Here is a 13,557-nt window from a genome sequence, read left to right as displayed (position 1 = left end):
AAACCGGCTCTGATTTGGAGCCGGTTTTATATTGGTTTAAGTCATATAGATGTACAGAATCTATTATGATTTTTGCAGCATAAAGGTTTGATATTCAAGATCTTCAAACTGACGATCCAAAATAACAAGCCCAACAATGGTGGTGAGCAACATGGTAACAGTGAAACCATAGCCGTAATATACAGGCCCTAAATCTATGCTGTATTGCGCAAGCAGGTAGTTGCCTCCGGCCATTAACGCTGTCAGTATCAGGGCTGCATATCGTTTATCCAAATAGTACATAACATTGAGAATGGCCATTACCAACACTTGAAGACTGACCCCGACCAGGTCGATATAAAGCAGGTGAAGGTAGGCGAGGTCAATATCCAGCGCTAGCAGAATATCTTCCGCCCACAACAGTAACAGTGCCAGTGTCATTCCCTGAACTTTAAATATTTCATAAATGCTTTGGCGACAGGCAAGGACCATTCTGTCTTTGAGCAGGTAGATAGAATCGAGGGTTGCCCCTTCACGTACAGCGTCGTAATACTTGAGGCAGGCGTCAGCAAAATCGGTTTCCATCCGCATCATAAAAACGGCCATGCCGGGAACAATTGCCAGGTAAGCAATAAAAATCGGCAAATCATAGATATAAGAGGCTCTGAAAACTGCAATTACCTGATGCGAGGTTTCATCTCTGAACCAGAACACGAATTTGTCAGCCCAGACACCGAGGTTGTACAAAAATCCGCAGCAGATCAGGGAGAAGAATGTTTTTTTATAGTTCAGAAAATCCAGAGAGAGCAGACGGTCGGCCGGAAAATCCCGGATAACGTGATAAAGAAAGGAGAAGGTTAGCAGCGCCTGGCTACTGCAAAATATGAGCATTAAACCCAGTAAACCTGAAGGAGGAAGGATTAGGGCAAGAAGGATCATCATGCTGTAGCTGAACATCATGGTGAAAAAGATCCGGTAGTACTCTTTCATCCCACTCAGGAAAATAATGATAAGCCACTGGTTACACAATAGAATCAGTGAGGTGAAAATGACGATTCTTACCGCAGGTTCAATTTCTGGAGAGATAGCCAGAACTGCCCCGCCAATAACTCCGGCAATAAGACTGGTAACCAACATAGAGCCGAGCAGGTTAGGGACTATGCGCTGTTCATGGCCGGAGAAGATAAGATCGGAGATAAACCTGGTTAGCAGTAACTGGAACAGCCCGCTAATGATAAGTGAACCTGCCATGAGGTAAGTGACGATGACCAGGAACTGGACAATAACATAGGTAGGGAAAATCACCCCGATACTCAGTAAACCTATTACCAGTAGTGCCAGAATCGACAGAACCCATGGTCCGGAACTGATAAGTCCGGCGAGGCCATACGCTTCAACAATTGACAGTAGAGAGTTCTTTTTGAGGATCTTTCTTAACTCAAATCCTATTCCGGCCATGGATTGCCTCCTTATATAAGCGCCGGTAGGCGTCATACATCATTGTTTCATCGTAATAGCGTGTTACTCGTTGTTTCCCGTTTTCACCGGCCAGGCGCCATGCCTCGTCATCCGCCAGCACTTTAATAATTGCTTTTGCGCCGTCATCAGGGCTGGCGATAGGAATGATCTCACCGGCAGAACCCAGTGCTGCATCTTCCCCCGGAGCACCGTTTATAATTTCCCGGCAGGCGCCAACTTCCGTTGCGATACAAGGAATGCCTGCTGCCATTGCCTCCAGTAATACCAAGGGTTGTGCTTCACTGATGGAGGTCAGCATTAGTACCCCCAGCTTTGGCAAGATTTCTACAACGTTCTGGCTGCCAAGCATTTTCACTTTGCCGTTTAATCCCAGGCTTTCAATAAGCAGCTCACACTCATGAACGTAATCCTGATCTTCTTCTTTGGGGCCGATTATCCAGCCTTCGAGCTCGGGAATATGCTCCATTGCATTACGTATGGTTCGGATAAAGGATTTGATATCTTTGATAGGAACAACCCGACCGACTAAACCCGCCACCATCGGTGGTTTATCCGGCCTTTTCAGGTAGGCTTCATGAAATCGCTGTGTATTAATGCCGTTAACAATAACTCGGGTTTTGCTTTCAGGTGCACCATCGCGGTGCTGGCGTTGCCTGTTCCCTTCAAACAAAGCGATGACTTCATCTGCCTGATGGTATGCAGTTAAGCCGAGTTGTTCAAAGAACCTAATCCAGGTTTTACGTGTCAGGTCCATGTCTTTATGCATGCTGATATCGATCAGGTTGTGCCTGTCCTTAATCCAGTTGGCTTGGGCCAGATCGATTTTTCGTTCTTTGGTGTAAATGCCATGCTCAGTCAAGAGGTATGGCCGACTGGTTTGCTGTTTACACAAGCATCCGAGAAAACCCGCATAACCGGTTGAGATACTGTGGTAGACCTTAGCGTTTGGCAGGTTTTTGGATATGCGTGACAAAATAAAGATCGGTTTGAAAATATTGCGATAGGTCCAGAAATAATCAACAAAAGACTGGTTCTCTGCTGTTTTGCTGTATTGCTCAGTCAACACATCCCACGATGCTCGGCTATACAGGAAGTCTGCAAGAGTAAGTTGATTATTTTGCCCCAGAAGATCTGCTGTATCAGTTAACAGCTCATCGGGGAGCGGTTTTTTTTTCTTATCGAAATAGGACAAAAAGTTTCCCCAGGTCCTGAACTTACTTTCGCTGCCTGCACGAACACCTGGTTTGATGTCATCCTGGTTGGAAAGCAGGTAGTGTTCTTCAAAGCCGACAACATTTGGGGGGAAGGTGTAGGCTGCTTTGTCATAGAAATCGGGCTGTCCGCCTAAAAAAATCAGGTGAAAGCTGAATTCAGGAAGGCCGGAAATAATCTGGTGTACCCAACTTGATACGCCGCCCCGTACGTAAGGGTAGGTACCTTCCAGCAGCAGGCAGATATCCACTTCTTTTTTCATGACCAGTACTCCCTGATTTGGCTCAGTTTATCTCCCTGTCGTTGCGGAAAATATGAAATGTAATGGCGTGTTTTGGGGTAGTCACCAATGATATAAGCGGCTTCTGCCATGTAGGGGGCGACTTGTTTAACAAGCAGGCCTCCGTCGAGGGCCTGTGTGAGATACTCAATCGCTTCATGAGCTTTGTTCTGCTCAAGCATGACTCGCCCAAGCAGCAGGTTATAAGATGCTCTGTCAGTGATTTGATTTGCGAGTTTCAGGTAGCGCTCTGCCTGTGAAAGGTAATGTTTTTTGATAATGCCATCTGCAATGCCCAGGTAACACAATTCCCAGTATTGCTGCGCAATCTCAAAAGCCGTATCAGCTTGTTTATGTTTTTTAAATTGTTCTTTCAGCTGAACGAGAGATTCATTGATGCGGGATTCTGTGTCTTCAAGCGAGGCATAAGCCAGCAGACGTACATCATCGGACAAGTCTTTAAGTGCAAGTTGTAACAATGGAACAGCCTGTTGGCGAGGTAAGTGGCGAATAGCACTGACGGCAAGTAAGCGTCGTTCCTGGTCATTGTTAAACAATAAAATATCGCGCAGTGCACCGGCTCCGAACTGGTTATCAAGCAGTTCCCCCGGGTTTTGTGGTAATGGTGTTTCTTCGCAGGGTTGCCATGTGACCAGGTTTTGCTTCCTGGGTAGGTGAAGCGCAACCAGCAGAGCACATGCCGTACCGATGATGCCGAACAGAGGCATCAAGAAATTGATAATGAACAAGAAAGAGGCTGAGCTGAGCAAAGGGAACTTAAACTTAGTCGGCAATAGTAGCCAGCTAAGTGCAGCAAAGCTGGCACTGGCGATGGCATGGGTTCCCAAAAAAGACAGCCACATAGCGGCGGTCATTTCACTATTAAAGACGATATAGAAGCTGATGCTCTCAAATGCTATCGTCTGAATACATAGCCATTTCTTCATCAAATGCTCCCAGCTCATCCATAATTAACCTGATCTCTTGGCGGCGCTTGTCCAGCGAAAGAGGACCAAGGATATCTATTTCATCGTGATTTTTATGCAATTGTTTTTGTAGTAACTCCTGAAGACGTTTTACATATTGTTGGGCATCGTAAACAGTGGTGAGAGGAAGCAATACAGCTAACGCAGGATGGCCATCACGGGTTTGACAGGACCAGTAAACATCAGCCCCCCGGCGATAGTCGATAATTGAATCCAGTGTCTGTTTATTTAATCCACTTCTATCAATGCATGCCACCAGAGTGGAATCTGCGCCGTAGTGATGTTTGTTGTACTCAGCTCGCTCGATATAGCGGAGGAACAAATCGCTTTGATGTTTATTAAGTACAGGTGCGATGATGGCATCGCTGAGTAGGTCAGCAGAGTGATTAGCAACCAGTGACAGCAATGCAATATTTGACGGTGTAAGCATGAAGAATTTTGTTCTTTCTGCCACAACGATGGCCTGTAGCTTTTTATGTGTATCAAGCAGGGGAATACATAGCTGATATCTTGATTTGTGCTCTTGCCCGCTTTCAAGTTGAGCAGGAGAGAGTAGCTTTTTACATTCAAGCATATCCAGCAACATCGGGTCGTCTGTAATCAATTGATGGTCGTCACCTAATACTGCATGAGCGTGGGGTACTAATTCGCCGTTCGTGATTCTGTAGATCCCGGCAACTTCAATGCCGACAATTTCAGCGAACAGGTTCAGGAATGGTTGCCCCAAATGCTCAATCCGGTGATCACTGTGCTGTGTCGCCAGTTTTTGGAGTTCATTGATACTCGATCTGAGGCTGACTGTCTGGCCCGCGGTTCGCTGCTCAAGCTGATCATGGGATACTTTAAGCAGGTGATAATGCTCGGTGAAGCTGTCGAGGCGCTGTGTCATATACTGGTGATCCAGAATGTGTTTCTGATTGATGTTATGCCAGTAATCGCGAAATTCACCTGCGATCATTGCTGTCAGAATCGTTCCTACGGCCAGTGAAAAAGGATAAAACTCCAGAAATCCGGTTGCGCTCATGATGCTGGCAACTCCGGCACACATGAGTAACGCACAGCTGATGCCTTTGGCGAATCCGTACCTCAGAGCGATTAAAAGCGGTCCGAACAAAGGCCAGAAAAAGTAAGGCTCACTATTTGTCGGAGCAAGTGAGCCGGACTGCGTCCAGACATAAATTGAGATAACGGAAACAATGGTCGTTTCCATCCAGGCAAAGCCTTCCTGCTTAAAGCCGTTTATTAACCTGCGCCATGATTTGTTCATCATTGTCCTTTTGGCTTGTTGTTATTGTTCTGTTTTCAGCCCGTCTAACAGCTCTTCTATGACGATATGTCCGGTACCGCTGACACTTTCTCTTCCCCAGCCGCCACGGGTTCCGGTCGCTCGCCAATAAGTTGTTTTTGTTTTGGCTGATTTCACTTCTAACGTGATACCTACTGCCGGCTCGCCATCAAGTCCACTTTTATAGTGCCACTCTTCAACGGAACCGGTAATGATGTAGTCAATAGGTTGTGATGCGAGCCATGACTGAGCGGCGCGCCTTTTTTCGTTAGTATCCAGAATGCTGGCCAGATCTTTGGTCTTATGTTCTGGATACATAACGGCATTAATGCCTTTGGCGTAGAGTTGGGCAATCAAGATCTGTTCAGCTTTCTCGGCTGCAAGTGGAGTATTTGAATTGTTAATCATTGGCATGACAGCCCAACTGCTGTCAGCCGGGAAAGCAGGGCTGTCCGGTACCTGGTAGCTGGAGCAGGCACTGAGGGCGAGGCTCAGGCCGGTAGCAAGTAGTAAAGTTTTCTTCATCATCATTATTATCCTTTAGAAGCTGTAGTAATAACCCATTGACAGTTTTAGTGACTGATCGCCGTTTCTGTCCTGACTCTGCCAGTCGACGGATAAATACAGTTCATCGTTGCCAAACAGCCGCCAGCCCAGGCCAGAGCTGACGGCCAGATCTGCCTGACTGTTCGTGACGTTGTAACCAAGCGAGGTATCCAGCCAGTATCGTGGCGACGGAACCGTTGCTCCGGGAGTGCTAGGGTTACCATGCCACAGTCGTTGTCCGACAGAGATTCGTTGGTATTCATCTTCGATGAAATCAGCACTGGTCAAAGGTGTTGAGCCTTGATTCCAGTTGTTAACACCGTCCAATGGCTGGTTACTCAAATCGACTTTCTGCATTGTAATATCGGCGTAGACTTGCCATGCCGGATCGTTAAAGAAGAACTGCTCTGCAGCCCTCAGATTAAAATCCCAGCCTTTGCCAATGTCATCGTTAAATCGCGTAGAAAGTTCATGCCAGTTAAACCGCATTGACAGCAATTCGCGTGCGGTTGGTTGATAATTTAGCGTCAGTCCAATGTGATCGCTCTGACCGGCAAGAGTCATCAACTGGCTGGCTTCAATGTGGTCGTTTATCGCAAGGGTGAGTTCGCTGTTCCAGTAATCATCAAGGGGTGTTTCTAATGAAGCTTTTAAACCCAGCCGTTGATCGCCGACGCCGTCCGCAAAATCGAAACCCAGTTGCCAGTTGGTTTCGACTTGTTGGTACTGATATAGGCCGCGTAATCGTTTTTCGTTATCAATGTTATTACCAACGAATAACTCAGGCGTTCCCGATTGCTGATAATCAGAGCCCAGCCGCCAGTTACCGTCTTTATGCGGAGAGTAGTAATCGAGGCTGTATCGGGTGATATCCCATTCGGTGTTTTGTTCGATATTGGTGCGAAGGCTGTGAGTTTTGTTTGGATGCTGACTGACGTGAATTTTCCGCAGCTGATTTTCCACTGCCTGATCGGTTTGTTTGCCTAAGTTTGCCTGACCGTGCTGCCATGCTTTCTGATGTTGCCCGGTAAGCTGCAGAGCAAGGTTTTTGTCTGCAAGGGGCAGGTTGAGTGAGTTTGTCAGTAGAGTTTCCATTGCACCTCGATCTTTACGTTCGATTGCAATGTATAACTTTTGCCAGTCAGGTAATTGGTAGTTTTTTAGTGCCGTTCTCTGATGCCAGAATAAAACGTTATCTGACTGCCTGTTGGCCAGATAGTAAAGATATAACTCTTCTGTTCGGTTTTGGTTAGGCTGACTTAATGCTGCGTCTTTTGCCAGTTTGGATGCCAGGTTTTCACCGGCAAACAGGGCAACCAGAGAACGATAAGAAATATCGCCATCTTCGAGCTTCAGTAGTTCGCCGCTCAGTTTCTCTGCGGAATAACGCCTTAACTTATAGGCTTTATCATATTGCCCCATGCGTTCAGCCAATGAGGCATAATTCAGAATAACGGCCACATCCGCTTTACTATCCGTTGCATCAGAATAAGCCTGCTCTGAGTTAAGCAGAATTTGTTGATACCATGCCTCTGCTTCCGGAAGTTTATCAAGTTGCTGCGCAGCTGTGGCAAAGCCCAACCATAAATCATCGTTACCGCGTAACGATGATTTATACTCTTCATAGATATCGGCTGTCTTTTCCTGGTTGTTGGTATTTATTGCCAGCCAGAGAATGCCGTTGATTGCTGCGGTGTTATAGGGGGAGTAAGAAAGAGTCTGTTGATAGAAAACAAAGGCTTTTTCTGTTTCGTTATTCTGAGCTGCTTCTTGTGCCAGATAAATAAGGATCTCTGGTGTTTGATTCAGTTTGGGATCTCTGCCTGCTTCATCAAGTAACTTGATAAAGGTCGAACGGTCACCGTTTTTCTCAGTTGCCTGAATAGCAGCGAGTAGTGCGGTTTTACTTCCTTGAGAGTGATACAAGGTAAGCAGGTTTTCGATATCTTTGTCAGTTAATGGTGAGTTGATACGCAGGTATCTGAAGACATCAATTTTGTCGCTGTTGGTCTGCATCAGACGATATTGTGTTTGTTTGGCGATGGCTCTGTTATTTGTATCCCAGGCTAGGGAAAGTACAGTTTCTAGATAATCATCATCGGCGTACAGCCACTCAGGAGGCGCTGTTAACGCAGTTAAAGCTGGTCCAGGTTGATGCAACTGTATAAAGGCATTTGAGGACAACAGCGCTTCATCCGTTGTTGGTTTACGAAGTTGGGTCAGGCGTTCCCATTTTTTGATCACTTGTTGATAATTGCCCTGATAATTATAAAGGCGTGCCTGATGACTGATTAGCTCCGCATCACGTGGTCTCGTGGTCGCAAGGCGGTTAATACTGGCTATTGCACTTTGAGTTCCCTGTGCTTTTTCATGAGCATTTAACCAGTTGTCGTATTCGGATGGTTTGATTTGATTGCTGCTGACCAACCGCTGGTAAAAGATACTTTCGTAATAAATATCACCGAGGGCTCGGGATTCTTCTATACCAGAACGTATTTGCTGTTCTGATATATTGTAGGCCAACAGTTGGCGACTAAGTTTATAGGCGTTTTGAAGATCACCCTGCCAGCGGTACAGATCATGTAGTTTGCTAAGAGATGTCTGTGACGGACTGTTTTGGACCAGATCGTTTAATAAAGAAACGGCAATGTTGATGTTGCCAGTGGAAATAGCAAGCTCAGCTGTTTTTGCTCTTAATGCATCATCAGGGGCAATACTGAGTAATTTCAGAGACTGCCTTAAAGCAGTAATAGAGTTACCAATAGCTAATGAGTGGTCAATTGTCAGTTGAAGAAATTCAGGTTGGTCACATAACTTACCACTGTAGGTCAGTATGAACTGTTTACTGAGTTTTGCTTCATCAGATAATGCAAACAGACGGAAAAGCTTTTGTGCTTCATCGACTGTTTCTATCTCGCGAAAAGCGTCTAGCTGTAGCCTGAGGGAATTTTCATAATCTGAATTTTGCAATGCCAGATTAACGAGTTCCTGATAACTGGTTTTTTCACTGTGCAGGTGGGGAAGTAAGATATCGTAACCAGTTTTGGGCATTGACAGTGAGATAGCGGCATCAGCATATTTTCTTGCCAGTTCGGCTTCGGGGATATAGCCGACAGAGTTGAGCAATTGACGTAACGCCTCATCTGTTTTGCTTTCTGTTTTATCACCTTGTTGGTAGGATTTTTCCAGCAATAAGCTCAGGTAGACGTCAAAGGCTTCCCAGTCCTTGCTGCCGTCTTCTTTAAATAGAATTTCAGCTGTTAGCTTCAGCGCATCATCCAGATCCCCAATCCTCTGGTAGTTCTCGATGATTTGCTGGATTATTTCTCTGTTTTCCGGCTCCCTGACATACATTTCCTGCAGGAATGCCAGTGATACTTCAGGCGATGATGAGCGGGAAATTAACTTCGTCAACATCTCTTTACTGGGCGCAACAAGCCACATCGCCCACACCGAAGTGAGCGTCAAAATGATCAAAGTAAGCTTGTTGACCAGACGGATTCTGGGCTTCTTTGATTTATCAGTCTGTGGTTGATTACTATCCTGAACCATATTTAATACAGCTAATCCTTTATTTTTGTTTTTTATCAATCATTTAATGCAGGTTAATGTGCCGGAAATCCTCCCTGATTGTGTGGTTTTATAGCGAACCGTTGTGCTGTTTAATCTTTTCCGAGTGAAAGCTACAGCGCTTTGTAATTCGCAGCTATTGCCGTTAGCGAGTTCAAATTCAAATGGAACATAGCTGTCAAAGTCCCATTGAATCGTTGAGCCATTTGGCTGCCAGCTAACGAGCTTTCCATTGGCATTTTTCAGAATAATGTCGGTATCTGGTGAGTTCTGTAGAGTTAATCGCGTTTTAGGCTGCTTTAAGATCAGATACTTACCATCAGGGCCAGAATCCCAACCAGCAATTGAGCTGTTATTGATTGCCGGGTATCCCAGTTTCTCGGGAACCCTGATGCTTTTTATGCCTGTACTGGTAATTTGCCATTGATCGTTAAGTGTTTTTGCAATGCCGGTTTCATATAAAGAGCTGGCTCGACGGGCATAGTCACTCAGGTAGAGAGGGATGACTTTCTGTTTGAGTGACCAGTTGTACACATCAAGCAGTCCTTTCAGTGAAGCCGGGTAAGCGCCCGAATACATGTGGTAATAAATGCTGATGTTTTTTAAACGACGAGGCGCTCCCAGGATTTCGAATGTCTCAATTGCCCGGTTATAGCCATCATGGTGCTCAGTCCACAGATTGGTATAAAGGTTTTCATTCAGTACTGGGGCATATACTTGAGCAGCAGAGGGATACCATGCGATGGTAGGAGATACCCTCGTTAAGCTGCTGTTTCCTTTTACGACATAAGTATTGCCGCCATTCACATTGAGCAAGTTAGCTTTTTCTGCAATACCCAGTACATCTTCTCCGGGATCAGCTTCACCTGACCACAGGATGAGTTTTACTTTCTTATTGGCAGGAGCCAGATGCTTGTTGATGTAATTGGTGCTGCCAATAATTTCATTGTCGTAGTCAACGACATAGCCGGGAATAGGAAGGTGGTCGCCATATTGTTTGTTTTCTCCCACACTCCAGAAAAAAGGGTGGCTGAATGTATGCGAGGCCAGTTCGACATTAGGCTGAGCAAAAATTTTTTTGGCAATGGCTTCTAACTCATTGCTTATATTCGGGTATAAACCACGTTTACCGATTTCTCCTTCAATGACTGAAACGGTATGCGGAAGGGCGTATTTAGTAAAAACATGATCAAGCAGAACTTCGGCTGTGTAGGGTTTCCCAGGGAACCATGCCTTGGATGGAAAGCCATCACCATCGACGTGGCTGGTTAGAATACGCCGGGCTGACTCGGTTGTGGCATCGGCTGCCGGAATTGCGGGAAGGTTGAGGGTAGTTTGAATGAGCCAGAAAGGGTCAAGAAGCCAGGTTTGGTTACCATTGGCAAGGTATGCAATTGGAAATGGATTTAGTACAGCGCCACCCCATGGAGCCTGGATCAACAGAGCCGATGTCTTTCCTCGTTCATCTTTTACATTAATCAATGAATCGATATTTGAGTGCTTTACAGACCACTGTCGGTATGTCTCGAATTCACTGAAAGGTGCGGGGTAGTATCCATCTACCCAACGCTGGCCTTTTGTTACTTCAACTTTCCCGGAAAGCTCGCCGGCCTCAGTAATACCAAGCTTGTTTAGCAATAAACGATTTGTCGGTAAGGCATTGATGAACAACATTGGACGGGTATTGATGACGGTTTGAAGCCAAGTTTGTAGGGAATTGTTGAACTGATATGACACATCTTCCAACCACAGGAATACAGCGGCGTATCGGCTGATATCAAGCTTGGAAAAGTTTGTTGTATTAATATCCCGGCATTCAGGTACATAGCCATAGTATTCAATCGGCATTGACATCATTGTATGGCATGGTGAATCAGTGAACTTGAACTGATGTCCGTCATAAAATCCCAATACGCGTTTGGCAACAGGAACGACAGTGCTTACGCCAAACTCATATAGCATTCCGTCACTGACATACGGGGTATAACCTTCACTGATTAATCTTTTAGCTGCTGCTTTCTGGCGTTCCCTGTACTTTGCCGGAATATAGTCAATAACAATGGCTTCAATGCCCTGATCTTTGAGTTTGTCGAGCTTTCCTTTTAGCCATTGGGTGTCTTTTTGTTTCACCGTGCGATAGCTGTTATCAAGTGGGTCATAGCTATGATAAAGCGATTCTGCAACAACGGCTGTGATAGCCGGTTGAACCTGATCTGTTATTTCAAATCCACGGTTCAGGAGTAGTTGTGGATTGGCTTTTGATTTATGGAGAGAGTTAATAATTGTGACAAGGGCTTCTTGTTGCGATTTTTGCTCTGTTTCCTCATCAGCAAACAGGTAATAACTGTCGAGAGTGTCCAGAAACAGGCCATCAAAGCCGTGGGCCAGAATTTTATCAGCCTGAGTGTACAGGTGCTTTTGCCAGGGCGTAGCGGTTAAATCCATCACAAAACTGTTCCAGTTTTGGTTTTTAACCGATGATGCTGATTTTAATTCTGGTGGCAGTTCTGTTCCGTCAAATTCACCGATACTGAGATAGGCATAAACTTTTGTCTCAGCTTTATGTAGGGTATTGATTTGTTTGTCGGTTATGAGCCCGGGGGTTACAACAACACGGTCATAGTTGATGAGTTCACGTACAGAGTCGATTTCTCCGTAATAGAAAGCAATTGATGCTGGTGTTTTTGCAAAGGCGAGTATTGGTAACAGCGAAAGTATCAACAAAATTAATCGCATAGCAATTCCCTCTTAAAAACATAAGCAACCAATCCAGTATGCTAGCTTCTACTTTAAACTTAAGTATGTGTGTTTCTAAGGATTTGGAGTGGTTATGCAATCATTTTGTGATGTCAGGACTGTTTTTGGAGTTTAGCGAAGTGAAGGGTGTTAAGAATCTGAGTCTTATGATGCTTAGCGTTATGCTGTAAAATATGCAGTAATTCAGTGTAGCCAGATGAATTTCTGGTTACCTCGTAATCATAGTGAAAGATAAATGACCAAGAAGAAGCAACCGCAGGTCCCAAAAAAAGGCCTGCACCCGCGAAATCCTCATCGTGAGCGTTATGACTTTAATGCATTGACAAAAAGCTGCCCTCAGTTGGCTCCATTTATTAGTGAGAACAACTTTGGTGACTTGTCTGTTGATTTCTCCAATCCAGATGCTGTTAAGACATTAAACAAAGCTTTGCTGAAGCACTTTTATCAGGTCGAACACTGGGACATTCCACCGGGCTATTTGTGTCCGCCGATCCCGGGAAGAGCTGATTATTTGCACTATATTGCTGATCTACTGGCAGAATCTAATGAGGGAGAAATTCCGACCGGGAGAAAGATCCATGGTCTGGATGTCGGTGTAGGGGCAAACTGTGCTTATCCGATTGTTGGTCATCGTGTTTATGGCTGGAGTTTCGTCGGTGCAGATATTGATGCGCTTTCGATCAAATCCGCCAAATTTATTGTTGAAGCGAACCAAACGCTGGCTGGTGGCATTAAGTGTCGTCTGCAGAAAAATCCTGAGCATATATTTCAGGGGATGATAAACGATAAAGATCTCTTTGATTTCACTATGTGTAATCCGCCGTTCCATGCTTCTCTTGAAGATGCGATGGCTGGAAGTGAGCGTAAAGTGAGAAATCTGAATGCGAATGCCCGAAAGAAGGGAACCAAAGGTTTCGACTTGGCAGAGAAAAGTAAGAAGCCTGTGCTGAACTTTGGTGGTCAGAAGGCTGAGCTTTGGTGCCCGGGTGGTGAAATCGCTTTTATCAAGCGTATGATTAAACAGAGTGCGGAAAAAGCCGCTCAATGTTTTTGGTTCACCACATTAGTTTCGAAGAAAGAAAACCTTTCTGCAATTTACAATGCATTGAAGAAAGTTGGTGCAGTCGATGTTCGCACTTTGAACATGAGCCAGGGTCAAAAACAAACTCGCGTTGTCGCCTGGACTTTCCTTACTGTGGAACAGCAGAAAGAATGGCGTGAAGAGCGCTGGGTTAAATAAGCTCTTATATTCAAATATTTACCCTAAAAAAAAGCGGCTTTTGGCCGCTTTTTTTGTACTTGCGATTTGTGCAGAAAGTAAAAAGGAAAAACACAGGTGCCACTGATTTTGCAAGAGTTGGTGCATATTTTGCGTTAGTTGTTTATAGGGGATTAGTCGTTTACAGGGAGTTGGTTGTTTACACGGCGATCGTTTTTTGGAGTCGTAAGTTGATGATTTGGCG

Annotated in this window: 8 protein-coding genes; 1 reads left to right on the top strand and 7 read right to left on the bottom strand. The window is 45.1% G+C overall.

Translation table 11 applies throughout. The annotated features are described in order from the left end of the window. Positions 1-63: 63 nt before the first annotated feature. The 7 genes from pelG to AACQ93_RS21555 all read right to left on the bottom strand — a co-directional run bounded on the left by pelG (position 64) and on the right by AACQ93_RS21555 (position 12,073). Positions 64-1,437, bottom strand: coding sequence for an exopolysaccharide Pel transporter PelG (pelG, locus tag AACQ93_RS21585; RefSeq protein ID WP_064608749.1), 1,374 nt, complete (start codon positions 1,435-1,437; stop codon positions 64-66). Continuing rightward, a complete protein-coding gene (pelF, locus tag AACQ93_RS21580) occupies positions 1,418-2,932 on the bottom strand; it encodes a GT4 family glycosyltransferase PelF (RefSeq protein ID WP_064608747.1) in 1,515 nt (504 codons plus the stop codon). The genes pelG and pelF overlap by 20 nt, the downstream gene beginning before the upstream one ends. Continuing rightward, positions 2,929-3,897: a HEAT repeat domain-containing protein gene (locus tag AACQ93_RS21575; RefSeq protein ID WP_064608744.1), complete on the bottom strand. Its 969-nt coding sequence runs from the start codon at positions 3,895-3,897 to the stop codon at positions 2,929-2,931. The genes pelF and AACQ93_RS21575 overlap by 4 nt, the downstream gene beginning before the upstream one ends. Then, positions 3,860-5,203 carry a PelD GGDEF domain-containing protein gene (locus AACQ93_RS21570; protein WP_064608741.1) on the bottom strand — a complete coding sequence of 448 codons (1,344 nt, stop codon included), beginning with the start codon at positions 5,201-5,203 and terminating at the stop codon, positions 3,860-3,862. Before AACQ93_RS21570 ends, AACQ93_RS21575 begins: the two co-directional genes overlap by 38 nt. A 21-nt stretch (positions 5,204-5,224) precedes the next feature. Then, a complete protein-coding gene (locus AACQ93_RS21565) occupies positions 5,225-5,749 on the bottom strand; it encodes a hypothetical protein (protein WP_007465672.1) in 525 nt (174 codons plus the stop codon). Between the two features lie 12 nt (positions 5,750-5,761). Further along, positions 5,762-9,211, bottom strand: a complete 3,450-nt coding sequence (locus AACQ93_RS21560; RefSeq protein ID WP_198160221.1) for a tetratricopeptide repeat protein — start codon at positions 9,209-9,211, stop codon at positions 5,762-5,764. A gap of 147 nt (positions 9,212-9,358) precedes the next feature. Continuing rightward, complete coding sequence (locus tag AACQ93_RS21555) at positions 9,359-12,073, bottom strand: endo alpha-1,4 polygalactosaminidase (RefSeq protein WP_064608725.1); 2,715 nt, start codon at positions 12,071-12,073, stop codon at positions 9,359-9,361. A 256-nt stretch (positions 12,074-12,329) separates the two neighbouring features. On the opposite strand from AACQ93_RS21555, the gene rlmF reads away from it, so the two are divergent. Continuing rightward, the gene (gene rlmF / locus AACQ93_RS21550; RefSeq protein ID WP_064608722.1) at positions 12,330-13,334 is read left to right on the top strand and encodes a 23S rRNA (adenine(1618)-N(6))-methyltransferase RlmF; all 1,005 of its coding nucleotides are present in this window, start codon (positions 12,330-12,332) and stop codon (positions 13,332-13,334) included. Positions 13,335-13,557: the final 223 nt, after the last annotated feature.

Source organism: Photobacterium sp. J15 (assembly GCF_963870815.1).
In the GTDB taxonomy this organism is placed as follows: Bacteria; Pseudomonadota; Gammaproteobacteria; order Enterobacterales; family Vibrionaceae; genus Photobacterium; species Photobacterium marinum.
The sequence above is the reverse complement of the archived record's forward strand: the minus strand, read 5'-3'. Positions and strand labels throughout refer to the sequence as shown.

Coding starts and splice junctions, on each gene's coding strand:
- pelF (WP_064608747.1), bottom strand. CDS start 2,932: ATGAAAAAAGAAGTGGATATCTGCCTGCTGCTGGAAGGTACCTACCCT.
- AACQ93_RS21575 (WP_064608744.1), bottom strand. CDS start 3,897: ATGAAGAAATGGCTATGTATTCAGACGATAGCATTTGAGAGCATCAGC.
- AACQ93_RS21565 (WP_007465672.1), bottom strand. CDS start 5,749: ATGATGAAGAAAACTTTACTACTTGCTACCGGCCTGAGCCTCGCCCTC.
- pelG (WP_064608749.1), bottom strand. CDS start 1,437: ATGGCCGGAATAGGATTTGAGTTAAGAAAGATCCTCAAAAAGAACTCT.
- AACQ93_RS21570 (WP_064608741.1), bottom strand. CDS start 5,203: ATGAACAAATCATGGCGCAGGTTAATAAACGGCTTTAAGCAGGAAGGC.
- AACQ93_RS21560 (WP_198160221.1), bottom strand. CDS start 9,211: ATGTGGCTTGTTGCGCCCAGTAAAGAGATGTTGACGAAGTTAATTTCC.
- rlmF (WP_064608722.1), top strand. CDS start 12,330: ATGACCAAGAAGAAGCAACCGCAGGTCCCAAAAAAAGGCCTGCACCCG.
- AACQ93_RS21555 (WP_064608725.1), bottom strand. CDS start 12,073: ATGCGATTAATTTTGTTGATACTTTCGCTGTTACCAATACTCGCCTTT.